Source organism: Bartonella sp. CB10SXKL (assembly GCF_042195515.1).
Classification (GTDB): Bacteria; Pseudomonadota; Alphaproteobacteria; order Rhizobiales; family Rhizobiaceae; genus Bartonella.
This window is the reverse complement of record NZ_JBHION010000011.1, coordinates 1-25,032: the sequence shown is the minus strand read 5'-3', so window position 1 is coordinate 25,032 and position 25,032 is coordinate 1. Positions and strand designations below refer to the sequence as shown.

At 35.2% G+C, this 25,032-nt stretch carries 16 protein-coding genes, 2 tRNA genes and 1 pseudogene; 11 read left to right on the top strand and 8 right to left on the bottom strand.

What is annotated here, in order from left to right:
* Positions 1-58 precede the first annotated feature (58 nt).
* Both ACFIK3_RS06780 and gltX read left to right on the top strand, forming a co-directional pair.
* Positions 59-1,720, top strand: coding sequence for an NAD+ synthase (locus ACFIK3_RS06780; protein WP_375676441.1), 1,662 nt, complete (start codon positions 59-61; stop codon positions 1,718-1,720).
* Between the two features lie 10 nt (positions 1,721-1,730).
* On the top strand, positions 1,731-3,104 hold the full coding sequence (gene gltX / locus ACFIK3_RS06775; RefSeq protein WP_273790689.1) for a glutamate--tRNA ligase: 1,374 nt from the start codon (positions 1,731-1,733) through the stop codon (positions 3,102-3,104).
* Between the two features lie 59 nt (positions 3,105-3,163).
* On the opposite strand, the gene ACFIK3_RS06770 is transcribed toward gltX, so the two are convergent.
* Together ACFIK3_RS06770 and ACFIK3_RS06765 are read right to left on the bottom strand one after the other, a co-directional pair.
* Complete coding sequence (locus tag ACFIK3_RS06770; RefSeq protein ID WP_375631225.1) at positions 3,164-4,567, bottom strand: DEAD/DEAH box helicase; 1,404 nt, start codon at positions 4,565-4,567, stop codon at positions 3,164-3,166.
* 145 nt (positions 4,568-4,712) lie between these two features.
* Complete coding sequence (locus ACFIK3_RS06765; RefSeq protein ID WP_273790691.1) at positions 4,713-5,486, bottom strand: NAD kinase; 774 nt, start codon at positions 5,484-5,486, stop codon at positions 4,713-4,715.
* A gap of 263 nt (positions 5,487-5,749) precedes the next feature.
* Here ACFIK3_RS06765 and ACFIK3_RS06760 point away from each other — a divergent pair.
* The 5 genes from ACFIK3_RS06760 to ACFIK3_RS06740 all read left to right on the top strand — a co-directional run bounded on the left by ACFIK3_RS06760 (position 5,750) and on the right by ACFIK3_RS06740 (position 8,676).
* Positions 5,750-5,826 (top strand) — tRNA-Arg (locus ACFIK3_RS06760).
* 536 nt (positions 5,827-6,362) lie between these two features.
* Complete coding sequence (locus ACFIK3_RS06755) at positions 6,363-6,512, top strand: YbfB/YjiJ family MFS transporter (RefSeq protein WP_375676447.1); 150 nt, start codon at positions 6,363-6,365, stop codon at positions 6,510-6,512.
* A 46-nt stretch (positions 6,513-6,558) separates the two neighbouring features.
* Positions 6,559-6,786 carry a YbfB/YjiJ family MFS transporter gene (locus ACFIK3_RS06750; protein WP_375654512.1) on the top strand — a complete coding sequence of 76 codons (228 nt, stop codon included), beginning with the start codon at positions 6,559-6,561 and terminating at the stop codon, positions 6,784-6,786.
* 283 nt (positions 6,787-7,069) lie between these two features.
* Complete coding sequence (locus tag ACFIK3_RS06745; RefSeq protein WP_375660839.1) at positions 7,070-7,321, top strand: hypothetical protein; 252 nt, start codon at positions 7,070-7,072, stop codon at positions 7,319-7,321.
* A gap of 1,181 nt (positions 7,322-8,502) precedes the next feature.
* Positions 8,503-8,676 (top strand): DUF6990 domain-containing protein, encoded by a 174-nt coding sequence (locus tag ACFIK3_RS06740; RefSeq protein ID WP_375631244.1) that lies wholly within the window; start codon positions 8,503-8,505, stop codon positions 8,674-8,676.
* 624 nt (positions 8,677-9,300) lie between these two features.
* On the opposite strand, the gene ACFIK3_RS06735 is transcribed toward ACFIK3_RS06740, so the two are convergent.
* Positions 9,301-10,869, bottom strand: coding sequence for a TerC family protein (locus ACFIK3_RS06735; protein WP_273790694.1), 1,569 nt, complete (start codon positions 10,867-10,869; stop codon positions 9,301-9,303).
* A gap of 437 nt (positions 10,870-11,306) precedes the next feature.
* On the opposite strand from ACFIK3_RS06735, the gene ACFIK3_RS06730 reads away from it, so the two are divergent.
* Positions 11,307-11,382 (top strand) — tRNA-Lys (locus tag ACFIK3_RS06730).
* Positions 11,383-12,470: 1,088 nt separating this feature from the next.
* On the opposite strand, the gene ACFIK3_RS06725 is transcribed toward ACFIK3_RS06730, so the two are convergent.
* The 4 genes from ACFIK3_RS06725 to ACFIK3_RS06710 all read right to left on the bottom strand — a co-directional run bounded on the left by ACFIK3_RS06725 (position 12,471) and on the right by ACFIK3_RS06710 (position 18,274).
* Complete coding sequence (locus ACFIK3_RS06725) at positions 12,471-13,424, bottom strand: YbhN family protein (protein ID WP_273790695.1); 954 nt, start codon at positions 13,422-13,424, stop codon at positions 12,471-12,473.
* Between the two features lie 15 nt (positions 13,425-13,439).
* Positions 13,440-15,191: a YbaL family putative K(+) efflux transporter gene (gene ybaL / locus ACFIK3_RS06720; protein ID WP_375631222.1), complete on the bottom strand. Its 1,752-nt coding sequence runs from the start codon at positions 15,189-15,191 to the stop codon at positions 13,440-13,442.
* A 99-nt stretch (positions 15,192-15,290) separates the two neighbouring features.
* The gene (secD, locus tag ACFIK3_RS06715; protein WP_375631221.1) at positions 15,291-17,804 is read right to left on the bottom strand and encodes a protein translocase subunit SecD; all 2,514 of its coding nucleotides are present in this window, start codon (positions 17,802-17,804) and stop codon (positions 15,291-15,293) included.
* Positions 17,805-17,896: 92 nt separating this feature from the next.
* Entirely contained in the window at positions 17,897-18,274 is a 378-nt protein-coding gene (locus ACFIK3_RS06710) for a hypothetical protein (protein ID WP_273790698.1), read from the bottom strand.
* Between the two features lie 180 nt (positions 18,275-18,454).
* On the opposite strand from ACFIK3_RS06710, the gene ACFIK3_RS06705 reads away from it, so the two are divergent.
* The 3 genes from ACFIK3_RS06705 to ACFIK3_RS06695 all read left to right on the top strand — a co-directional run bounded on the left by ACFIK3_RS06705 (position 18,455) and on the right by ACFIK3_RS06695 (position 22,606).
* Positions 18,455-20,830 carry a mechanosensitive ion channel domain-containing protein gene (locus ACFIK3_RS06705; protein WP_375676440.1) on the top strand — a complete coding sequence of 792 codons (2,376 nt, stop codon included), beginning with the start codon at positions 18,455-18,457 and terminating at the stop codon, positions 20,828-20,830.
* Positions 20,824-21,096: a hypothetical protein gene (locus tag ACFIK3_RS06700; RefSeq protein WP_273790700.1), complete on the top strand. Its 273-nt coding sequence runs from the start codon at positions 20,824-20,826 to the stop codon at positions 21,094-21,096. The genes ACFIK3_RS06705 and ACFIK3_RS06700 overlap by 7 nt, the downstream gene beginning before the upstream one ends.
* Positions 21,097-21,661: 565 nt before the next feature.
* Positions 21,662-22,606, top strand: coding sequence for an outer membrane protein (locus ACFIK3_RS06695; RefSeq protein WP_375670835.1), 945 nt, complete (start codon positions 21,662-21,664; stop codon positions 22,604-22,606).
* 2,225 nt (positions 22,607-24,831) lie between these two features.
* Here ACFIK3_RS06695 and ACFIK3_RS06690 read toward each other — a convergent pair.
* Positions 24,832-25,032 (bottom strand): annotated as a pseudogene (locus tag ACFIK3_RS06690) (hypothetical protein); the annotation flags it as partial.

The following is a 25,032-nucleotide window of genomic DNA, read 5'->3' as shown; positions in this document are numbered from 1 at the left end:
TTCCGATGATGAGGAATAAAGTTGTGGTTGCTAAACTGATGAAATGATACAAAGGCTTATGAAAAATGATTTTCGGGTATCAATTGCCCAATTAAATCCTATTGTCGGTGATATTGAGGGGAATTTTTCTTTAGCTGTCATGGCGCATCAAAAGGCCAAAGAAGAGGGGGCTGATCTTGTTTTATTCACGGAACTTTTTATAAGCGCTTATCCGCCGGAAGATCTTGTTCTAAAACCTGCTTTTACAAAAACATGTGAAGAGACTGTTGAGAAATTAGCAAAGATAACCGTAGGCGGACCAGGAATTGTCATTGGTCTTCCATTAAGGCGCAATGGTAATATTTACAACGCTGTCATGGTTCTTGATGAAGGGAGAGTCATAGCCGAAAGTTTGAAGTTTGATTTACCTAATTATGCTGAATTTGATGAAAAGCGTTTATTTTCTTCAGGTCCACGTCCTCAGCCTATTGTCTATCATGGAAACAAATTAGGAATAGTCATTTGTGAGGATCTTTGGAATGATTCCTCTCTTAGTACAGAGCTTAAAGATAAAGGAGCGGAAATTATTCTTGTCCTTAACGGATCTCCCTACTATCGTAATAAAACTTTAAAACGTATAGATGTTATCCATACGCAAGCTCTACGATCTGGGATACCAATTATTTATGCTAATCAAGTTGGTGGTCAAGATGAGCTCGTTTTTGATGGCGGGTCTTTTGCCTTGAATGGACAAGGCAAAAAGATATTTCAAATGAAACACTTTGATAGCCATATTGCTTTAAGCCATTGGCAAAAAACAACGACGGGATGGCACTGTGTTTCAGGTCCTAATGAAAGTCTTCTCAATGGATTAGCGGCTGATTATCAAGCTTGTGTTTTGGGGTTGAAAGATTACGTTAATAAAAACGGCTTTAAGGATGTTATTCTTGGTCTTTCAGGAGGAATTGATTCAGCCCTGTGTACGGCAATGGCGGTGGATGCTCTTGGTGCTGAGAGGGTTCGCACCATTATGATGCCCTATCATTATACTTCGCAAGAATCATTAAAAGATGCTAAAGAATGTGCTGATCTTTTGGGATGTCGTTATGAAATCATACCGATTGAGCAAGCTGTTGAAGCTTTTCTTGAAACAATGGCACCTGTTTTTTCAGGGTTACCCTCTGACGTCACAGAGGAAAATCTTCAAAGTCGTATACGCGGTACAGTTTTAATGGCTCTTTCAAATAAATTCGGTTCAATGGTGGTAACGACAGGCAATAAGTCAGAAATGGCTGTGGGATATGCGACACTGTATGGTGATATGAATGGCGGGTTTAATCCTCTTAAAGATATTTATAAAATGCAGGTTTATGCATTAGCTGAGTGGCGCAATAAAAATCACTTGCACAATTTAAGAGGACCAGAAGGGATTGTCATTCCATCCAATATTATAGAAAAAGCGCCTTCTGCAGAGCTGCGAGAAAATCAAAAAGATGAAGATTCTCTTCCGCCTTATCCTATTCTAGATGATATCTTACAATCTCTTGTAGAAAATGACATGAGTATTTGTGATATTGTTAAACGTGGACATTCACGAGAAACTGTTGCGAAAGTTGAACAGCTTCTTTATGGTGCCGAATATAAAAGGCGTCAATCTGCGCCTGGTGTAAAAATCAGTTACAAAAATTTCGGACGCGATCGTCGCTATCCCATAGTCAATCATTTTCGCGATAAAAATTGAGTATTATTTTATGGTTAAAGTTCGTTTTGCTCCCTCTCCAACAGGTTATATTCATATTGGCAATATCCGTATTGCGCTTTTCAACTGGCTTTATGCGCAAGCGTATAAGGGAGAATTTATTTTACGCTATGATGATACAGATATTGAACGTTCTAAACAAGAATATATCGATGCTATTGCTGTTGACCTTGAATGGCTTGGTATTCAACCAGATGCAATTTATTACCAATCCAAGCGATTTAATCGATATGATGAAGTGGCAGAAATTCTCAAACAACGTGGTCTTCTTTATCCTTGTTATGAGACAACAGAGGAATTAGAGCGGCGTCGTAAAATCCAGCTTTCACGCAAATTGCCTCCTGTTTATGACCGTGCAGCATTGAAGTTGACAACAGAAGAGAGAAAAAACTTTGAATCACAAGGTCGTAAACCCCATTGGCGTTTTCTTCTTCCTAATTTTGAAAGTGATCCTTTACACACAAAGCGAACAGAAGTTTGCTGGAATGATGCAATAAAGGGAAAGCAGACGATTGATTTAGCTTCTCTTTCAGATCCTGTTCTTATTCGTGAAGATGGAACCTATCTTTATACATTGCCGTCTATTGTTGATGATGTAGATATGGCTATTACGCATATTATTCGTGGGGATGATCATATTACAAATACAGGCGCTCAAATTGCTCTTTTTAAAGCTCTTAATGCAGAATTACCGGTTTTTGCTCATACCAATTTATTGGCGACAGTTTTAGGAAAAGGATTTTCAAAACGTAATAATGATCTTTCTATTCGTTCTCTACGGGAAGAAGGATTTGAATCTATAGCTGTTCAATGCCTTGCAGTTTTGATTGGGACATCGCAAAATGTGCATCCCTATCCCAATCAAGCTGCGCTTTTAGAGCATTTTAATCTCCAAGATACGTCAAGATCCGTTGCAAAATTTGATATTGCTGATCTTCTTGCTTTGAATAGTCATCTTGTCCATGAGTTAACCTATGAGGAAGTAAAAATGCGCCTTAAAAAACTTTCTATTGAGGGAGATAAGGCGGAATATTTCTGGAACGCGATAAGAAGCAATATTAATAAAGTCAATGATGCTGTTTTTTGGTGGAAAATCATTCATGATGAACAGAATTTTGATACAGTAGCACTAGAGGATCGTGCTTTTGTGCACCAATCACTCGATTTCTTACCTGAAGGTGCTTTGAATGAGGAAAGTTGGAAAATTTGGACAACAGCATTAAAAGAAAAAACAGGTCGAAAAGGAAAAGCTTTATTTATGCCATTACGTCAGGCACTTACGGGCATGGATCATGGACCTGAAATGGGAAAAATTTTGCAGCTTTTAGGGCGTGAAAAGGTAACGGAAAGGCTCTCTAGGAAATAAGAGCGGATTTTTTAAAAGTATTTCGTTCATTTCACTCTTAAAGAGAGTAAAGAACGGGTTTATTTACACGTTTTTATAAGCATGAAAGCAGGAATATCATCACCAAATCCAATGGGTGTGTAATTCTTATTTTTTCGTGAGCGTTGTTGCTCAGATGGCTTCTCCTTATTATTTGCATTTTTGATATATTCTATTTTATTCTCTTCTACAGATTTTTTAGTGTGAACAACAGGCTCTTTTGGAGCAGTTTTCTTTGATGGTTTTGAAGATTTTTTCTTTACAACAATATCTTCTGTTTGATCATCAGCTATTAAAGTTGAGAGATCTCCATTGAGCCATTCAATTTTTTCATTACTCATTTCTTCGATGGCATTGATATATTTTTGATCAGCTTTTGTGACAATTGTAAAAGCTTTTCCGCTGCGATTTGCACGCCCTGTACGACCAATTCGATGGATATAGTCTTCAGCATGTGTAGGAACATCATAGTTAAATACATGACTTACAGCTGGAATATCGAGTCCACGGGCAGCAACATCAGAAGCAACAAGAAGTGTAAGTTTATTATTTTTAAAATCAGCTAGGGTGTTCATGCGCGAATATTGGTCCATATCTCCATGAAGTGCCCCTACATTAAAGTTATGTTTGATGAGCGATCTAAAAAGTTCAGAGATATCTCTCTTTCGATTACAGAAAATGATTGCATTTTGAAGCTCTGCACCTTCATTTTGGATAAGCTCTCGTAAAACCGCTCTTTTATCCCATGATTTATTTCCAGATTTGACAAGCCGCTGTGTAATTGTGGTTGCAGTTGAGGATGCTTTTGTAACTTCAACAGATACAGGAGAATGTAAAAATTGTTTCGTTAGTTTTGTAATTTCTGGCGCCATTGTTGCAGAAAAGAACAAAGTTTGACGCGTAAAAGGAGTTAGCTTACAGATGCGTTCAATATCAGGAATAAAGCCCATATCCAACATGCGATCAGCTTCATCAATCACAAGGATTTCAACGCCCATCAGGAGCAGTTTACCGCGCTCGCAATGATCAAGAAGGCGCCCTGGTGTTGCTATAAGAACATCAGCTCCCCGTTCAAGTTTGCGATCTTGGAGTTCAAAAGAAACTCCACCAATCAAAAGAGCAACATTTAAACGATGATTTATTCCGTATTTATCGAAATTTTCTTCAACTTGAGCTGCAATTTCTCTTGTTGGTTCTAAGATGAGCGTACGGGGCATTCGTGCTCTTGCACGACCTTTTTCAAGGAGAGTGAGCATAGGCAATACGAAAGAGGCAGTTTTACCTGTTCCCGTTTGGGCGATTCCTAAAACGTCTTTTCTTTGAAGGACATGCGGAATTGTTTCGCTTTGAATAGGTGTTGGAGCTGTATACCCCGCTGATTTCACCGCATTAATAACCTTTGCGGAAAGACCTAAATCATCAAAACTGTTTAAAGATGGTATCATTTTTTTATCAACTGCTCTGTGATTTTAACTGCGTTATCTAAATGATAATTATAACCAATATTCTACACTCTTTAAAAGTGTTAAGATGTTTTTACAAAAAATTAACTATAACAATCATATACACATAAAACGCATAATACAATCATTAATAGCGAAATTGTTCTGATAAAATGCGCTCATCCCATGAATGATTTGAGTCAAAAAGGATTGAAGCTGTTACTTCTGTTGCCATTGAAATAGTAACTGAATGGACAGATTTAACTTCAATATTATCTGCAGCAGCATTTACAGGGCGTTTGTCAGGTTCAAGCATATCAAAGCGCACTGTTACTGTATTGGGAAGCAAAGCTCCATGCCAACGCCGAGGGCGAAAAGGGCTAACAGGAGTGAGGGCCATAAGGGGAGCCATAAGAGGTAAGATAGGTCCTTGCGCTGATAAATTATAGGCGGTTGATCCAGCTGGTGTAGCGACGAGGACACCATCACAACTTAATTGTTCCATGCGTACGTTGTTATCAATGGTGATGCGAATTTTTGCGGCTTGATAAGATTGCCGAAAGAGGGATACTTCATTAATTGCAAGCGCCTCGATAGAATCTTGACATTCAGATTTTGCAATCATGCGCAGGGGATGGATTTCTTTTTTATGTGCGGCAGCAATACGATTGGGCAATTTTTTTTCATGAAATTCATTCATAAGAAATCCTACAGAACCTTGATTCATGCCATAAATAGGTTTGCCTGTGTTCATGACGTCTCGTACGGTTTGTAACATTGTCCCATCACCACCGATTGCAACAACAATATCAGTTTCTTCCAGAGAAGAATGACCATAAACGGAAATTAATTTATGGGTAGCTTTGATAGCCTCCTCAGTTTCTGCGGAAATAAAATGAAAGCGACTTGGTAATGTAGCCATTTAAAAATTATCCTGATACTTATAATTTATGTTGTAACTTATTTATGAGAGTTTTGAAGTTGTAATAAAAGCTCTTTTTATAATAAAAAGAGCATTGAATAAAGAGAAGTTATTTCAAGGTAAAGTATCATTAAAAAGTAAAAGGAGTGCGTCGTTAGATAAATCACAAACAAGTAATTTTTTTATTAGAATGATAATTTAGCATTGAAGCTAAGAGTATGATTAGTTAAAAGACCATAACTGATTTTAATAATCAGTGTGAAGCACCCGTAGCTCAGCTGGATAGAGCGCTGCCCTCCGAAGGCAGAGGTCACAGATTCGAATTCTGTCGGGTGCACCAAATTTTTCAACTTCATATTATCCTAAATAACAATATTACCTAAAAAGAAGCCAATTTCCTCTTTTATGAAAATGGTTATTTGAGTTGTTTATTAAGTTTTTTAGCGAATAAGCAAATGATTTTAAGAGAAGCAAAATTTACGGCTGCGTATATAAATTCTTCGGTTAGTCATTTTGAATATCGAGATAAAAAACAAGATTATCTAAATATGCTTTCAATTTAACTATAAACATTTATAACATAAAAATACATATTAATTCAATATGTTATTGTACAACTGATCTGGCGATGTTGATAGTAGATCGCTAAATATATTGTTTTGAGCATTAAAATAGATAGCTAAATTTTCTTTTATTCTATTTTTGGAGCTAAAGGCTGTTATGGTGAGATGGAACGCAGATGAGGAATATCACCAGTTAAAGGAACAATAAGGAGGAAAAACAACCTTCAAGATTTGAATTGTTTCAAAATGCTGTATTCGGTATGGTTTTGATATGGGTATCTGGTGATTTCTCTATACACCAATATTGCCAGTTATGTTGGATGAGGGATTGTTTACCTTTAATCAACGTTCTTATATACCAAGCGCTAATTATGATGGTTATTTAGTTGGGAGTATGTTCTTTACGTTTGGCAGAATTTGGAATATATCTCTTGCTCCTCGTATGCTATCTTATACAGTATAGTAATGAGTGCACTTAATTATTTCCATGGCGTTAATACTTAGTTCTTTTGATCCGTTTTGCTGCTGGTGTTGCGAGTGTAGCAATGATGGTTTTGGGTTCTATTATAGTCATACAGCATAGCCATATGGGCTGGGTTATTGCTTCGCTTTATGCAGGTGTAGGAGTTGGTATTCTACTACTAGGTAATGAATATGTTATTATTAGTTTGAACAGAGCACTTGATTCAACAAACATTTGGTTTGGAGTTGGCTTAATGTCTGTTCAAAACTTTTAAAAACATATAGGCTTAATTATAACAACTATATTAAGAAACACCTCCGTTATTTCTTCCATTACAAATGAAACCGCTCCTGTTAATAAGAAAAACCATCCAAAATATGAATTGACCAATCAAAAGGATTTCGTGACTGGCATTATATCGCATTCGTACTTTAAGAGATTTTGGTGATGTAAAAAAGGCGATCTAGATGCTTTTATTGAAATTGAAAGCAACCTCTCTCATGATGGCAATTGCTGGGTTGCTGATAATGCCTGTGTTGTAAAATCTGGTCGTGTTTATGAAAATACAAGGGGCTATGGCAATACTGCCATTGGGGGCTATGTCTATGGCAATACCCTTATATGTGATAAAACCTATGTGTATTTTGGTGCTCATGTTTATGACAATGCTCATCTTTTTTATAACGGTTGAGTTTATCATTATGCGTGGGTTTATGGGAATGAAAAATTATCCGGTATTGTACGTATTTATAGCAATGCCGCGGTTTATGATCATGCGGTTGTTTAGGCAAGGTTTAGGGCAATGCTAGTGTGGGGTGTCATACTAAGGTCTACGGCTCTGTTTATGGCAATGCCAAGATCTCCTGATTATATCGTGATTAGAGGTAATGTATATGGCAATGCAAGACTTGTTGTGATGATAGTATCTCCATAATGTCTGCCTATCATTTACTAACTTTTTAGTAAGTGGTGCTTTAAAATTGACTTGTCTTTAAATCCTTTTATGTGCCCTTAATGAATTAAAACCTATCTTATGATAGTTTCAAATGATTATTTTTTTAAGGTTTAGCTCAAAAAAAGAGTAAACCCCATACCATTCTTTAAACGTATGCAATTTATGTTTATCGATAATTTCAAACGATTACGTTTTTAACAATACGATTTGTGTGTGATAAAAACGTATCATAAAATTTATGAACTGTTATGAATGATAGCTGCTGTTCACTTCATTTGAATGTTTACATGCGTTATAACATTTGCATCATGATTTGCTTTTTGTGGTCTATTCATACATGGTAATTGTTTATAAAAAATGGTCAATTAAATCACGTATAAAAGTATAGATTTTAAATGGGATTTATATAAAATAATTGCACAAAACCTATTGACTTTATTGTGTTTTTTTATGAATAAGATTCCATCTCGTTTAGACGTTACAAAAGAAATCACCAAAGACCTTATTGATAAGATTCTTCTCTTACACGGCGTTATCACTTTTGTTTGCAAAAATCTGCTTCGCTTTTGACTTTTGATATGGATACAACCTCTTTTGAGGTAGAGCAAAGAATTTTTTAATCATGGAGAGTACAACAGTGCTCTTCAAAAATCTTGATTGGTCTGTTGAAAAATTAAAGAGGTAGATAATTATTCAGCACGTTACCAACTACCAGATTGTGAAGTACAAATTCTTTATAATGACGCAATTATCAAAGGTTATCCGCAATTTGATTTTGGAGTTTCGATTACGACTGGTATTTTAGCTGCTGCCTGCGTGGTAATTGATCCCTATCAATTCTCAGCACTTACAAGATCTACAGCTTGATTTTGATAAAAAGGGGTGGAGAGTTTGTGAAGAAGAAATATAATGCAGATTGGTTGGAATTAAGCTTGATTATGTCTTGAAATAGGCGATAGAAAAAATTGATCTTCATAAATGCTTTTATTCCAGATATGGAGCACCACCTTGGCGATAGAGTGAAGTTGGAGGCACATAAAGGTTATCAAGGTATATGATGCAGATTATAGCTTACTTCATATTGGTGCACTGTCTTTATTGGGTGATGTTGCAACCTTACAATCTTATTATCAAAGTTTCAGTGCAGAGGATCATTTAGGCTTTGATGAAAATACCCAACAGATTCATCTGAACGTGCATTGGCTTTAGTCAAAGAAGTGGTGAAATCTAAGCAGCTCAGCTACGCTTTAATTAAAAAGTAGCAAAAATATGAGCTATCTAGAAGAAAAACAAAGTTCTTAATAAGGGACTTTCCAGAGAGGTTGAGTCTCATTCTTGGAAGGAAAAAAATAGCTAAATTTATCGAAACAAAAGATAAGGAATAGCTCCTTAAGAAATATCAAGAAGATCTAAAAAGATTATAGGAGCCAGAGTCTGGTTTAAAGCTGCCATCATCAGTTGAGTGAACTCAACAATGGTGGAGTTTTATCCATTGGCGGAAATCTGATGTTTGAAAGAGGCTTTCTTGATATAAAGGTAATATTGTAATAAATAATTATTATAAATCAATATGTTGTATATATTCATTGTTTTTTAGATTAATGACCATTGACAAATAATTTTGCATCATTTTCTCTCTTCCAGCTTTTTGTCAATCATCAATGAAAATTTTTTGTAATGGAAAGTTCATTGATAACATAACTTTTGTATGTTCATTATTTTACGCTTAAAAAAATATAAAAATAATGAAATGCAATTGAGTTATCAACTTCTTATTTTTTTCAATTTTTAATCATAAAAAAATCTTTTTATTCGTTTTGCTTATAAAAAGAATTAGTTTTTTTCTGGTGATACAAGTGGAGAAATAAGGATTTTAGATATGTTTCGGCGTTCCATTTCAATCACTTTAAAGTGTAAACCATCAGTTTCAAAGCTTTCTCCCTCATTTGGTAAATGACCAAACTGCCAAAGCATAAAGCCTGCCAGAGTCGTATAACGATCTGCTTCATCCACAAGGTTACGCCCAAGATAACCACTTAAACGGCGGATATCAGCATATCCCTCAACAAGAAGACTGCCATTTTCAAGTTGTTCTGCGATCATGAGTTCTTCATCGTCATCAGGAAAGTCTCCTGCAATAGCTTCAAGAATATCGGTTGGTGTTGCAATTCCTTCAAAAGATCCATGCTCATCAACAATAATTGCAAGCTGAATCGAAGAATGACGTAATTGCTCCATCAATCGTAAAACACTTGTGTTTTCATGAACAACGAGGGGTTCTCGCATAGCTTTTTTCCAATTAATCTTTTTTCCCTCAGCCAAATTCAAAAGAAGATCTTTTGTCAACGCAACGCCAACAAATTCATCCACTTTTTCACGCGCAAGAATTAAGCGGCTATGTTTAACCTTTTGTAATTCTTCACGCATTTCATTTTCATCAGCATTTAAATCTAACCACTCAATTTCATTACGCGGCGACATGATAGAGCGAACAGGGCGATCAGCTAAATCGAGAACACCACGAATCATCTCCTTTTCTTCTGGTCTAAACAACTCAGATGCTGCGGCCTGTTCAGCAATAACATCTACAGTCTCAGCAAGGTGACTATCTTTGCTTCCTCCTCCTAAGAGCCTCAAAACAGCATCAGCTGTTCTACTGCGTAGATCATTCGTTTTAATCATTTTTTCACGGTTACGACGTCCAATTTGATTAAAAACTTCGATGAGAACAGAAAAACCAATAGCAGCATATAAATACCCTTTTGGAATATGAAAACCAAATCCTTCAACAATGAGAGTAAAACCAATCATCATCAAAAAACCAAGACAAAGGATTACAATAGTGGGATGACGATTAATAAAACGCATAAGAGCACCAGATCCGCACATCATTACTCCCATAGCAGCTATGACTGCGATATACATAACTGCTGCCTGCTCTTTTGCAATCATACCTGTTGCGGTAATAATACTGTCTAGTGAAAAAACGGCATCCAGCACTACGACTTGGACGATTACTTGCCAAAAAACAGCATAACCAAGGCCTGTTTTTCTTTCATGTGATACCCCTTCTAACCTTTCATGTAATTCTAGCGTTCCCTTTGCTAGCAAAAAGGCTCCACCACCGATTAAAATAAAGCTATGCCAACTAAATACAAAAGATGAAAGTGAAAGAATGACCCTATCGAGTCTCATAACCCATCCAATAACTGTAAGGAGGAAAAGCCGCATAATTAATGCTAAAGTAAGACCTATAAAGCGTGCGCGGTCACGCAAATGCAGTGGCAATTTTTCAGCTAAAATTGCAATAAAGATAAGGTTATCTATTCCTAAAACAATTTCGAGAAAAACCAGCGTGATCAAACCAAACCACGCATGGGGATCAGTGATCCATTCCATCATTCCTTACCTTTTATAAGCTTAAAAGCGCGCGATTGACAAAAAAAATTCATAGGCTTTTATTCGTATATTGGATCATGAACATTGTATGTAAGAAAACTTATATTCAAAGAAAAAAACAACACAATATTGCTTGAATGCATGTGATTGCTGATAAAACAAAATGATGCCCCATCCCGCTTACAACCACAAGAAGGTCCCTCTAAATTTTGCTCGGGCATTATGCTCGATAATCCTCTAATTATAGGTTCTGTGTAACAATCAGAACATTTATTTATAAAGCTTCTTATAATGGGTTTATTTTTATATAAGATCAAGTGGTGAATATCATATTTTTAACCTTACAGACAATGAGTTTATATAACAAACAACAAAATATCTGGACATCCATCCTTAGGAGCGTTATAGAAACGCTCATTCTCGTCTTTTGAGAAGCTTATGGGTGATTAGCTCAGTCGGTAGAGCAGCTGACTCTTAATCAGCGGGTCGTGGGTTCGATCCCCTCATCACCCACCATTCTATTTTATACCGTAAATAACTCATTGATTGCGTAAATTTTTTTAAGATACGAGTTTCTAAATAAAATTGGGCAGTAGGATTTCCCCATATCTGTTTGTTTAAAAGTGAAGATTGTTGATATAGCTTAGTCATCGGTTTTTGTACTTTTTAGGGGACTCAAAAAACTTCCAAAGGACATTTAAAGATCTTTTAATGCGTATTGTTTTTTTTTAAAGTCGCAATTGGTAAGGAGAAGCTTCTTACCGACAATTATCTTATTTAAAGGGGTATAAAAATCAACAGTTTTCACTTCTTTTAATATAAATTGATTAAATTTTTTTTGGATTTTTAGCATATTGTTTAAAGACAGAAGAAACTTTGCACTTTAGTTGTATTAGCAGCGTGGATATTTTTTGATAACTCTCCCGCTTAAACAAAAAACTTCTGTAATAATCATCAGTATTCCAAGAGGGTAAATCAAGATAAAATAAAGTATTTAGCGGACATAACAGGAATAAAATTAGATCAGTTTAATTGTTTAAAACTAGTACCTGTTAAACGAAAGACAATAGGCTTTAATGAGGCTTCAAGTTTAAAAATATTAAACTATGAAGTTATGCTATGCTGTCTTTCCGTTAGCTTAACCTCTAAAAATATAAATATTAAGAAAGCCGCTCAGAATCATTATAATATATTGATTTATAATGATTAATTATTCTTTTTTTAAACTTTACTATCATAAACTTCTTTTGTTTCAATCCCTCTTATAATGAATCAATTAAAATTATTATTTTTGCATTATAAATGGGATTAACGTGCGGATAAAGACCATTGAAGAAAAGCATAAAAATGATTCTTATTAACGTTCTTAGGCGCCAAAAGTTATCACAACATTGGGAAAATAGTATAATGGTGCAGGCTTACTCTTATTAAGTATAAAGATGATGTTGCAACAATGACTTTATTATTATACCATTCACGGGTATTGTTGTGTAATGGGGAAGAGCACTGAGAGAGTTTTCTTAAAAAAAATATGTAAATTGGTAACACGATGGTATCCTGTTCTTATATAGGCACACAAAAAGAAGTAATTGATAACCTTTTATTTATTCAGGTGGTGTTTTGGGGGCTCTTTTCCAATATTGTTGCGCTTCAAAAATGGCGACCACAAATAATGAAATGATGAGCGGTATAATCAAATAAAACATTCTAAAGACAATAAGTGCTGCAATAACATCGGTTGGATTTATATTGGGCATGCCTGTGATGAAGAGAGCTTCAAGAACTCCTACTCCTCCTGCTGGAGCATTAGAGAGAAGAGTTATCGTAAAAGATGCTAGGAAAACACCAAGAACAGAGATAAAATGAATATCTGCGTTGTGTGGGAGAACAGCATATATAATTCCTGCTGCTCCTAAAAGTTCTAGAGGGCTAATGAGAAGCTGTTGAATAACAATTTTCAGCCGTGGATAGGAAAGTTGAATTTTCTTACCCAAGCGTAAGGGTTTTAACTGAAGCCAGCTGCCAAACGTATAAAGTGCTATACAGCTGAGTAAAATTGCTCCAGCTGCTGTTCCTAGCCATTCAGGAAGTTCTTTATGAATGAGGGTGATAATTTCGGGTTGCAGCACCAAAACGATTCCCAAAAGTAAGATTGTACCGATTACAAAAGTAAAAGAGCAAAAACCTACTAATATTGCGATTTCTGTTCCGTTTAATCCTTTCATTTTATAGGCGCGATAGCGTACAACGGCACCAGAAAAAACTGAAGCACCGATATTGTGTGAAAGAGCATAGGTTGTAAATGAACATATAGCGATAAAAATCCAAGAAATTTTATGGCCTAGATGTTGCAAGGCAATTCGATCATATCCAGCAAGAGCAGCATAAGCTAGGAGAGAACATAAACAGGCTAATAACCAGTGCTGTGCATTTAAATTGCTCAAGCGCTCCAATACATCCCCAAATGAAATGGCAGAGAGCTTCATGTAAAGAATTCGAATAGATACCAGCATTGCTAAGATACCAATCAATGGCCATATAAATTGCTTTATTTTCACGATTCTGTATCCATTTTATGTTTTCTGTAAATTTTCATGATTGAGCATATTCCTTACAGATCTTCGTTCTGTTATATACTCTATAATGCCATTGGCAATTTCTTCATCATCTGTTACTACAACATCAGCACCTAAATCAATGAGATATGTTGTTTCTGTGTCGGATAATGCATGTGTGATTATTTGGATATCTTTCTTCATATCACGGATATTCACGATACATTCTCCTACTTCAATGGTACTTCGCATTGTAATAACAACTTTATGTGCATTATTTATATTTGCTGCGTTCATTATTTCTTGTTGAATGATATTGCCGCAAATAGCCTCAAAGCCATCTGCAATCGCTTTATCAGAGAGGCGTTTTGATTCTTCTACGATCACTATAGGTTCACCTCTATTTATTAAAGATAATGCAACACACTTACCGATACGACCATAGCCAATAATTACGATATGGTTATTTTTTAAGGTCATTGGTAAAAAATCTTGGTCAGGATCTTGTGGATCAATATCAATAATTGTTTGGGTATTTTGTGAAGATGCAGAATTTTTTTCTAAACGTTTTTTAATTTTATTACAGGCAATGAAAACAAGAGGATTAAGCAAAATAGAAAAAATTGCTCCTCCAAGAATTAAATCATGAGCGTCATTGTTTAAAAGTCCTAAGCTTAAACTTAAACCAGCAAGGATAAAGGAAAATTCTCCGATTTGGGCAAGGCTTGCAGAAATAGTCAAAGCTGTTGCATTAGAATAGCGAAAAGCCTTAACGATGAAAAAGGCAACAGCAGATTTTCCGATTACGATAATGAATAAGGTTGCTAAGAGAGGGAAAAAATGAGTTAAGAGTTTCTCGGGGTCAAATAACATGCCTACAGAAACAAAAAAGAGAACAGAAAAAGCATCGCGCAGTGGTAAAGATTCTTCCGCGGCACGGTGGCTTAATTCTGATTCGCTCATGACCATACCAGCAAAAAAAGCACCAAGAGAAAGGGAAACACCAAATAAATGAGCAGCTCCGAAAGCTACTCCTAATGCAATAGCAAAGACGCTAAGACGAAATAATTCACGTGATCCCGATTGTGCGCTCATTTTTAAAAGCCATGGGATAACGCGTCGCCCAATGACGAGCATAAGTGCAATAAATACAATTACTTTCAGGATGGTGAGACCAAAAATACCCCAAATACTTAAATCCAACCATTGAACAAGAGGATCCAACGCTTCTTTTTTGGTATTGCTGAGAGCACTTGCCAAGGAAGGGATGAGGACAAGTATAAGGACCATTGCTAAATCCTCAATAATCAACCATCCAACGGCAATGCGTCCTTTTTCTGTTTCAATAAGATGACGCTCTTGCAAAGCACGTAGCAGGATAACAGTACTTGCTATGGATAAAGCAAGACCGAAGATCAAACTACCACTGAAGCCCCATCCCATAATCAGACCAAGGCACAAACCTAGAAAAGTAGAAAATGCCATTTGTGCAATAGCAGCAGGGACAGCAATAGCTTTGACAGATAAAAGGTCTTTTAATGAAAAGTGGAGCCCAACACCAAACATCAGCAAAATAATACCAATTTCAGCAAGTTGATTAATGATGACGGAATCTATTTTAAATCCGCCTGTATTGGGTCCCACAATAACACCAGCTAACAAATAGCCTACAAGTGGTGAAATACGTAAACGGCTAGCAATCATTCCCAAGAGAAATGCTAAACATAAGCCTGCAACAATAGTTGTGATAAGTGGTGTGTCGTGGAGCATGGATTATTTACTATTCTTGATCAAAAAGCGAATGAATGAAAACGACTATATTTCTATGAGAAGAGAGGCGAGATGTACCATACGCATTAAAGGGCATTTTTATTTCACTTTGATATTTGCACGATTATTTCGCTCACGCCACCAATTTCCTAGCAGGAGTAAAATAGGAGCAGCAATAAAGATAGAGGATGATGTTGCAATAATAATCCCAAAGACCATGGGTAATGCAAAATTATGAACAGCACTTCCACCCCATATCGCCATGGGGAGCATCGCAAGAATTGTTGTAGCTGATGTAAAAAAACAACGTACAAGAACCTGATTAATTGACAGATCAATCAGCTCGCGCAACGGCATTTTTTTATAAAGACGCATATTTTCGCGCATCCTATCATAGACGACAACTTTATCATTTATAGAATATCCAACAATTGTTAAGAGCGCAGCGATAGCTGTTAAATTAAAATCAAATTGAAATAAAGCAAAAAAGCCAATCATTTTTGTGGTGTCTAGAATGAGAGTGATAATTGCTCCAACGGCAAAGAACCACTCGAAGCGTAACCATATATAGAGAGACATGGCAATAGCCGCAAGAATAACAGCAGTAAAAGCAGCTGTGGCAAGCTCGCCTGAAATTTTGGGACCAACAACTTCTATTTGATCGAATGTGGTATCGGGATAGATATTTTGTACAGCTGTTTTAACCTTATCAATGGCGATGGTTTGTTGTGCTTCGCTACCGCTTTGTTTCTGCATGCGAATTAATACGGTGTTTTCGTTATCAATATTTTGCAAGGAAACTTCACCAACATTAAGAGTAGAAAGCTTGGAACGCAGAGTTGCTAGATCTGCTGGTGCTTTGGTGGTAATACTCATTTGGCTTCCGCCAATGAAATCAATACCAAAATTCAATCCAGGCTTAAAAAAGAGAAAAACTGAAGCCATTGATAAAACAATTGAGACGCCAATACCAATGAAGCGTGCTTTCATAAAGTGGAAAGTTGTGTTTTGTGGCATGATGTTGAAAGCAGAGTGAATATGCAACTTTTTAATTTTCCATTTACGAACGATCCAAATCATGATGATGCGTACAATGGTGATATTTGTAAACATGGAGATGATAATACCAAGCAACATTGTTACGGCAAAACCACGAACGGGACCGGTGCCGAACCAAAATAGTAAGACAGTCGCTATAATTGCCGTAACATTTGCATCAACAATGGTTGCAAAAGCGTGTTTAAATCCACGATCTAGGGCTGCAAAAGCACCCACACCTTTTCGACTTTCTTCACGGATACGTTCATTGATAAGGATATTAGCATCAACGGCAATACCGATGCCTAAAATAATACCAGCAATACCAGGCAGCGTAAGCGTAGCTCCCAAAAGACTCAGTGCAGCAAATGTTAAAATCGTGTGCAGAGCTAGTGCTATATTGGCAATTAATCCCCAAATACGGTAGAGAAGAAAAATAAAAATTGCAACAAGAATAAAGCCAATTATGCCGGTGTAAAGTCCCATTTGGATGGCATCAGCACCAAGATTTGGGCCTACGGTTCTCTCTTCAATGACCGTGAGTGGTGCGGGGAGGGAACCAGCACGAAGCAGAGCAGCCAGAGTTGAGGCTTCTTTGGGGTCAAAGTTTCCTGTAATTTGACCTTGTCCATTGGGAATGACACTATTGATGGTCGGAGCGGTTAAAACCTTATTATCCAGAACAATGGCAAAAGGACGGTTAATATTTTGTCGTGTTATATCGGCAAATATTTTTGCGCCAGCGGAATCTAGAGTAAATGAAATAATGGAACGTCCTGGTATTTGGGGGTCAAAACCTGCACGGGCATCTTTCAGGACATTTCCATCTAAAGCAATTTGATCATAAATTGCATAATGTTGTGTTGCATCAGTGTATCCAGGGAGAATAGAAACACCTATAGGGGGATTATTGGGATCCACATTAGAAGGAACAAGATGAAAACTCATCTTAGCGGTTGTTCCTAAAAGATCACGCAGTTGTTTTGGATCTTGTAGGCCAGGCAATTGGACCATAATACGATCATTTCCAACCTTTTGGATGGCTGGTTCTGAAACACCAACTTGATCTATACGACGACGGATGATTTCTAAGCTTTGTTCAATAGCATTGCTTACACGGTCTTTTATACCAGCTTCCGTTAATGTGACGCGGAGAGTTTCATTTTGAGCACTGATCGTGATGTTATGTTCTGTTGTGCCAAAGCTACTGTGTATGGGGGTTATTAATGTTTTCAAAGCAGAGAGTGCTTTTTCAGTTTGCGATGGGTCAGAAATAAGGGCAATAACGCTATCTTCAACGATACGCACACTTGAGGTGCGGATTTGTTTTTCACGCAATACATTGCGCACATTGCTTAAAACTATATGTAACTGATCGCGTTTTAACGTTTTGCTATCAACCTCGAGCAGGAGAGAAGAGCCTCCTTGAAGGTCAAGACCAAGTGCTACACGGGTGTCGGGTAAGAATTTCGAGTTTTTAACTTGTTCTTGTGAAAATAAATTGGGTAAGGCAACATAAATGCTGCTTAAAAGAATAAAACAATAAAGGGTAGTTAACCAACCAGGTGTACGCATGATATATTCCGCTAATAGGCAATCTAACAGTTATTCAAAGTTAAAAGCACAAGTAAAATAAGATGATCGTTTTTATAATTCAAGGAAGAGAATTAAGTATGTTCATTGGGAGGAGCGCGTTTATTTGAGAAATATTGCGTTTTAACGTTACGAAATCGTGTATCAACAGCTGGAACCTTTATTAAAAAGAAATCCAATGTTAGGATTCTTTGAACGGTTCTCATAAAAATAGATTCTGCATGGGGTGTTACAAGTTTTTTGTTTTCAGTTGTGGTAGCATTCAACTGATCACACTTATTTTGTAAATCAAATCTATTCGTTTTAATGATATTATTGGTGTGTGATTGTTTGATTAAGTAAGCACGCGTTCCTAAGGTACTCGTCAAGAATACACCTAAACTGGATAGAAAAATCCAGGTTGTCAAAGGAAGAAAATCTTCTTTTTTGCAATAAAGGTGCAAAAAAAACATGCTAGAGTGCCTTCGTTAATCTTATTGAGTTCATATTATTTATCATTCTTTTATCTTATTATCAGTATTATAGGATAAGGGAAAGCTTTTATAAGATTATTCTATAAAAGTTGAAAATAGCTGCTTTATACCATATTTAAAAGAGAGGAATAAAATCCTTTTTGTGCTTGTAAGGTAGATATGTATTCATTTTGTAGAAAAAACATCCACATACTTTTCCTTCTTTTGGGGATTATCTTTGTATTTAATTCTGGTGCATGGGGGAATCGGGGGGCACAAAATACAATTGTGGAACAAACGATAGCTTCTTATTCAGTTGATGAAATTATTCAACAACAACTGTTGATTATTGAGACTCTTGAAGAAAATACTGAAACTTTAAAAAGAGATTTTGACAGAAAGCCAGAAGATGAGCGTGCTTTAGAAGAATTGCGGTTACGTGCACAAGATATCAGTGAACGTGCTATTGAGGCAGCATTTGTTTTGCGTCCTCCTCTTAATGAGATTAATACACTTCTTGATCAATTAACGGAGCTCCATCGTGACGTGAAAAAACTGAAAAGCTCAGTGAAGGAATATTCTTACTTGATAGAGCAAAAAGCTAAAATTAACAGTATCATGCTTCGTTTTGAAGCAATTTTCTTAGCAGCAAATAGAATAGCTGAACTTTCTATTTCTCAATCTCGGGAGCTTTTTAAACGCACGCTTACGTATAGGCTTGAGTTTTCGATTCCGATGGTTAAAAATCTCGCCCAAAAAACAAAAGAGGCTTCATCAGATTTTCTTTTGTTGTTAGATTCTTGGTGGAATTTTATATTTTATTTCAAGTTTTTACAACTATTCCTTTGCTTTTTAATTCCACTTTTTATTACTTTGGGTCTTTCGTATTTTTCTCAAAAAGTTCTTGTTCATGTGTATTGCCACTTTACGAAGTCTAATGAGGAAATATCTTATTTACAACGCTTATTGATTGCCTTTATTTCAGTTCTCTTACCTTCACTTGTATGTATTCTTTGCGTTTATCTTGTGTTGTTTTTGTTTCGTAGTTTTAACTTAGATCTAGGTAAGCTTACAACAGTTTTTGATATGATAGGTTGTCAAATTATTTTAGTATTTTTAATCAATCGCTTAGCGATTGTTCTTTTATCATCGAATATGCCCCATGTGCGTCTTCTCAGTATTGCACCATCATCTGCTTATCAATTAGTGATTTTACTCACTTCTTTAGGGGGTGTTTTGGCATTTGACGCTGTTCTTGATAGTATTTATGAAATCATTTCAGCGCCTCTATCTTTGACAATTGCTAAAAGTTTTATTGCTGTTTTTCTTGTAGCAATATTGCTGTTTATAATATCATTTGTACCTTTGCGGTTTAGACGTAGGCGTTTTCAAGGAGAAAAAAAAGAGCCATACTTTTGTCCATTTTACATACGCATTCCTCTTATTGGCTTGGGATTACTGCTCTTTGTATTGAATTTTTTAGGTTATGTTGGTCTTGCGCGTTTTATTATGCAGCAAATTATGATTGATGGAGCATTTTTAGTTCTCATGTATTTAGGAATACAAAGCGCTCAAGCACTTGGAACTAAAGACCAATTTATGAAAACAACGGTTGGTCATCTTTTGATGCAGAGGTTTCATTTAGAAGAAAAAACGATGAATCAATTGGGAGTTTTTGTGAGCGTTTTTCTCAATTTATTTATTGTTATATTTTGTGCAATACCAATTGCTGTACAGTTTGGATTTTCCTATTCTGATTTAAAAGCAGTTTTGTGGCAATCGGTGACCGGTTTTCAGATTGGAAATATTACTCTTTCTTTGATTTCTCTTGTAACAGGAATGATTTCTTTTTGTGTTTGCTGGTTTCTTATTCGCCGATTTATTGGTTGGTTAGATAGTGTGGTGTTGGTTCATGGAGAGTTCGATTCTGGTATACGTAATTCTATCAAAACAGTGATAAGTTATGGAGGCATTGTTGTATCTGCTTTGACGGGATTATCAATGGCAGGTTTGGATCTTAGAAATTTCGCTCTTATTGCTGGAGGACTTTCACTGGGTATAGGTTTTGGTTTACAGAATATTGTCCAAAACTTTGTCTCTGGACTTATTATTTTAGTTGGAAGACCATTTAAAATAGGAGACTATATAGAATCTGGATCAGTAGCTGGTATTGTTAAGCGTATTAGTGTGCGTGCAACGGAACTTGAGACTATTCAGCGTAAGACGATTATTATTCCCAATTCAAGCCTTATTAATAATAATGTTAGTAATTGGACACGACGCAATAAAGTAGGACGAATTGATATACCAGTTATTGTATCATCTAAGGTTACTCCAGAGCATGTTGTTGAAATTTTGTTAGAGATTGCTTCTTCGACAGAAGGCGTTTTAAAAAATCCTATCCCACAGGTGAGTTTTACGGCATTTGATCGTAAGAGTTTTTCCTTTAATTTGGCTATTTATGTGCCTAATATTACTTCACCTTCTCATATAACCAACGCTCTTCGATTTAGCCTATATAAGCGTTTTGCTGAGGAAGGAATCTTAGAATGCTGAAATATACTTATGTTTTGATTACAGTTATTCTGTTAAGTATTTTTACCATAACAGCTTTTGCTGCAACAGTGAAGAATACTGATTTAAAGATACAATCTCTCATTGTTGTTGAAGGAAGTATACCTTCAAAAATTTCTTTAAATACTCATCAAACAATTACAATTTGTATGAAGGGATGTTTTATAACTTTTCCTAATAAAGACCGTTTTGCAATAAAGGCAGATGATAATATAGAAATCAATAGGGGAAGAGCAATTTTTAAATAAAATAATTGAGAATTTTTGTTTGGGGACAAGATTTAGAAGGATAATGATATTGTGCGTAATTAATAATCTCATCCTTTAGAAAATGGTAGAAAAAAGGTATGATTTTAGTATAAAATAGGTGTGATTTTTTATACTATGTAGAATCTACAGTTATGCATTTTTGATGTAAGATTATTGAGGTATTTATAATATTTTTAATGAATATCAATTTTCTAAAAATTATTACATCATTTTTAGAATTTTTTCTCATAAAAAATGCATAAAATGTACTATTTTGTGATTTTTTTGCAGTATTATTGGTACAAAATGTTTTATATTTTTTCCTTTTAAAAATATAATAGGTTTTTTTATTAAATATTTATTATTTGAAGTATTGATTATTATAATATTTTAAAATTTATTTGATAATATTAAATTTTGATGTAATGATATATTAGTATAGTGATAGATTTAAATGTAACTATAAAGGAGTACATGCGATTTTGCGGCATAAGATTTTATAAAACTTTGTTTTTCTAAATGTGATTTTTGATTATATTTAAATTTAGCAATGGGGTATAATTTTATGAATACAAAATTTATAACAGCATCTGTTTTTTCGTTAATTTCACCTTCTATAGTACAGGCTGCAGATGTGGTGGCTCATGAAGAGCCAGTACATGTTGCCTCAGAAGTTGTTGCTTCTTCACCTTTTTCTTGGGCAGGTTTTTATTTTGGGGGGCAAGTTGGGGGCTTTTCAAGTAAAATTTCTGCAATAACGCCTCATGTTGATATTCCTCTCCATCATACTGAGGAGAGTAAAAGTAAACCATGGATCCCCATCGAGAAACAGTATCTGCCCGATCTTTCTGGATTTATAGGTGGTTTTTATGCGGGTGTTAATTTTGATCTCGGTAATAATTTTATTATGGGGATTGATACGGATATCGTTTTAACGGAAAAAAAGGATACAAAAACAAAATTTCAGGCTGATGAATCGAGTGCTGGTGGGACTGATACTGATGGAAAGGACACTGAAGGATTGGGTACTAAAGAATCGGGTAGTGATACTGATGCAAGTACAGAAAAAAAAAGTCAAAAAAGGGCAAAACTTGTCAGGAGACAGGGTAGAGGCTTTTCTCGTTCTGCTACAGAGGCTAAAGAAGAGAAAGACAGTTTAACTTTTAATCATACGTTAAAACAAAAATGGACAGGTGCTACACGGGTGCGTGTTGGGTTTTCTGCAGGGCGTGTGATGCCTTATATTGCTGGTGGTGTTTCTTATGGACAGTTTCAAGATATTTTGTCGACAGTAATTACGGGAAGTGAGCCATTTAATAGGACATCGGATGTAACAAAAACGATGATGGGTTATACTCTCGGTGGTGGTGTTGATTTTGCAATGACAGACCATTTTGTTGTGCGTGCGGAATACCGTTACTCAGATTTTGGTAAAAAGAAATTTAAAGACGAGATTGAAGTTAAGTATAAGACGAATGATTTTCGCGCAGGAATAGCTTACAAATTCTAGTTTTGTAGGATAAAGGAGCTTAAATTTAAGAGGTCCTATTTCTTTGATAGGGCCTTTATTTTTTAATCTTATGCATTGCAAATACTATTTTATGGTGAAAAAAGGGAGCTTTGACTTTGAGTGAGAATGAGGAGGTAAGGAAGAGTTACTCAGATTCTTAATTGTTAAGAATGAAAAATTTTTAGTTCACGAGGTGTGGTTGAAATATTTGTTAGCAAAGAAGGATTAATTCGTCTTTCATATTATTACAGTTATCATTTTATAATATCGTTATAGAGTTACAAACAGTAAATTTAAAGAGAGTTTTTACTATCTAAGTAATGAGAAAATAAAGAAAATTCACATAGAGCGATGCGGGCGGCGTGCACGTTTGTGCACCAATTTTTTCTTCCCTTAGAACTCTCTACAATATCATCTGATAGCGCGGTTTATCTTTGTTCTATTTAATAACTAATTGTTTTTATTTATTTATTAAATTGCCTTTTATATATAATCTTTGTACCAGATGAAAGTGCTCTAAGTGCGATTCAAAGGATGTTTTTTAAAAGGTGGTTCGAAGAACAAGAACACGTGATAGACTGTCTGTCTTATCTGTATCTATCTAAAGGCATATTCGATATAATATCAAAAAACGCAATAAAGTCAATATGTTGTGTGCAATTATTTTATATGAATCCACTTAAGAACCCACACTTTTATGCATGATTCATTTGACCATTTTTTATATAAGATTGCCATGCATGAATAGACCATAAAAAGCAAATCATGATGTAAATATTATAACGCATGTGTGTATTCAAATAAAATGAAAAGCAGCTATCATTTATAACAGTTCATAAATTTTATGATACGTTTTTATCACTCAAAATCGCATTGTTTAAAAATTTAGTTGTTTGGAATTATCGATAACATACGTTTAAAGATCACATCTTGTTTTAATGATTGGATTGTTAATCGCATGATAAAAACACAAGATTTGCAGTCCTCAAAATTGGGGAGCGCAAAATCTAAAGTTGTTATAGTATCCTATAAGAAGGTAATCATTTAAAACTTTTATAAGCTTATAGGTTTAGTTTATAAAGATTGCATAAAAGGATTTAAAGACAAGATCGATTTTATAACCACGGTATTTTTTACCGAGGTAGGAAATAAAGGTCATGAAATTCAAAATGCTATATCTTATGAAATGAAAAGCCTTTTAATGAATAGATTGCAGGCTAGTCTTTAAGAATGGAACTATTCGCTTCCACAAAAAAATGGAGGCAAATAATGCCATGGCAGTAGAATAACTATCTACTTTAGATTTGGTACTAAAAACGTTTTAAAAGTTATAGTTTAAAAATACGAAACCAAAAGAGCTCTTTCCAAATTTGGGGGCAGCTATTAAGACAAAGATAAGCAAACAAACTTCAAAACCATTGTAACATCATAAGGTATGGGTTTTTACTTAATTTTGAGTCAAAAGCTGTAATGTTTAAAGAATGCTCTATTCTAAGATAACATCCCCAAAAATGAACCGGCTAATATTTAAAGAAATTAGGTTTTAATGAAAAGTACAAATACGCTTATGAGAACCTCTTTAAATGCACGTTTAAACGTTTGAAACATAAAATGAGATCTTTATAAGAAACGTTAAAACTTTTTTTATAACAGTTATAACTTAGTTATCATTTGCTCTTAAAAACGTTTCATTTATGAGAAAATTAAGATTTAGCTTTCACAGCAGAGCAAAATCTTGAAAACCTTACATTTTATAAAAGCGTTTGTTTATTTTTCTTATAAAAATCTGCTTTTAAAAACCAATGCTCGTAAATGTAAAAAACCGTTTTGTTATAAGATATTCACTTAATATGCATTTGCTTTTGATTGGATTGTTAAAGCTACCGAGCATTTTGATTTGTTTGATATGTTTAATAGCCATAACAAGCGTTATAGGTTCTCTCATTCAAATGAGTGATTAAAGATCATACGCACATTTACATTCCTTTTGATAAGTTTTCATATCTCTAATAGAGAACTTGCAATATGATACGTTTTGTATATATGCATTCATTACTCCATTGTGGATGATTATTTTTTATCATTATAATCGTTATTTGAAAGCCGCGTCATATCATTTGGCACGGCTTTTTTTTTATTTTACTCTCTCTTTTATGATATGTTTATAGCAATGCATTTTATATGCGTTTATAACCATAAAGAATGCACGCCCCCCATACCTGTTTTTATTCTGTTTTATCAGTTATATTGACAAGCTTATCCCTTTCATAAACCTCACAATTTTTTGGAACTAACCTTACTTTGCTTTTTTTATTGATTTTTGCATTGCCATAAGCACGCCCCCAGATTGTTGCACAATATGAGATTTTAGCATTGCCATAAACAGAGCCATAAATCTCACAAGAGCCACTCACACAAGCATTCCC

What these genes read in the sequence shown, in the direction of transcription:
- ACFIK3_RS06780 (WP_375676441.1), top strand. Translation starts at nt 59, where the DNA reads ATGAAAAATGATTTTCGGGTATCAATTGCCCAATTAAATCCTATTGTC.
- gltX (WP_273790689.1), top strand. Translation starts at nt 1,731, where the DNA reads ATGGTTAAAGTTCGTTTTGCTCCCTCTCCAACAGGTTATATTCATATT.
- ACFIK3_RS06770 (WP_375631225.1), bottom strand. Translation starts at nt 4,567, where the DNA reads ATGATACCATCTTTAAACAGTTTTGATGATTTAGGTCTTTCCGCAAAG.
- ACFIK3_RS06765 (WP_273790691.1), bottom strand. Translation starts at nt 5,486, where the DNA reads ATGGCTACATTACCAAGTCGCTTTCATTTTATTTCCGCAGAAACTGAG.
- ACFIK3_RS06755 (WP_375676447.1), top strand. Translation starts at nt 6,363, where the DNA reads ATGTTGGATGAGGGATTGTTTACCTTTAATCAACGTTCTTATATACCA.
- ACFIK3_RS06745 (WP_375660839.1), top strand. Translation starts at nt 7,070, where the DNA reads ATGAAAATACAAGGGGCTATGGCAATACTGCCATTGGGGGCTATGTCT.
- ACFIK3_RS06735 (WP_273790694.1), bottom strand. Translation starts at nt 10,869, where the DNA reads ATGATGGAATGGATCACTGATCCCCATGCGTGGTTTGGTTTGATCACG.
- ybaL (WP_375631222.1), bottom strand. Translation starts at nt 15,191, where the DNA reads ATGCTCCACGACACACCACTTATCACAACTATTGTTGCAGGCTTATGT.
- secD (WP_375631221.1), bottom strand. Translation starts at nt 17,804, where the DNA reads ATGCGTACACCTGGTTGGTTAACTACCCTTTATTGTTTTATTCTTTTA.
- ACFIK3_RS06710 (WP_273790698.1), bottom strand. Translation starts at nt 18,274, where the DNA reads ATGTTTTTTTTGCACCTTTATTGCAAAAAAGAAGATTTTCTTCCTTTG.
- ACFIK3_RS06705 (WP_375676440.1), top strand. Translation starts at nt 18,455, where the DNA reads ATGTATTCATTTTGTAGAAAAAACATCCACATACTTTTCCTTCTTTTG.
- ACFIK3_RS06700 (WP_273790700.1), top strand. Translation starts at nt 20,824, where the DNA reads ATGCTGAAATATACTTATGTTTTGATTACAGTTATTCTGTTAAGTATT.
- ACFIK3_RS06695 (WP_375670835.1), top strand. Translation starts at nt 21,662, where the DNA reads ATGAATACAAAATTTATAACAGCATCTGTTTTTTCGTTAATTTCACCT.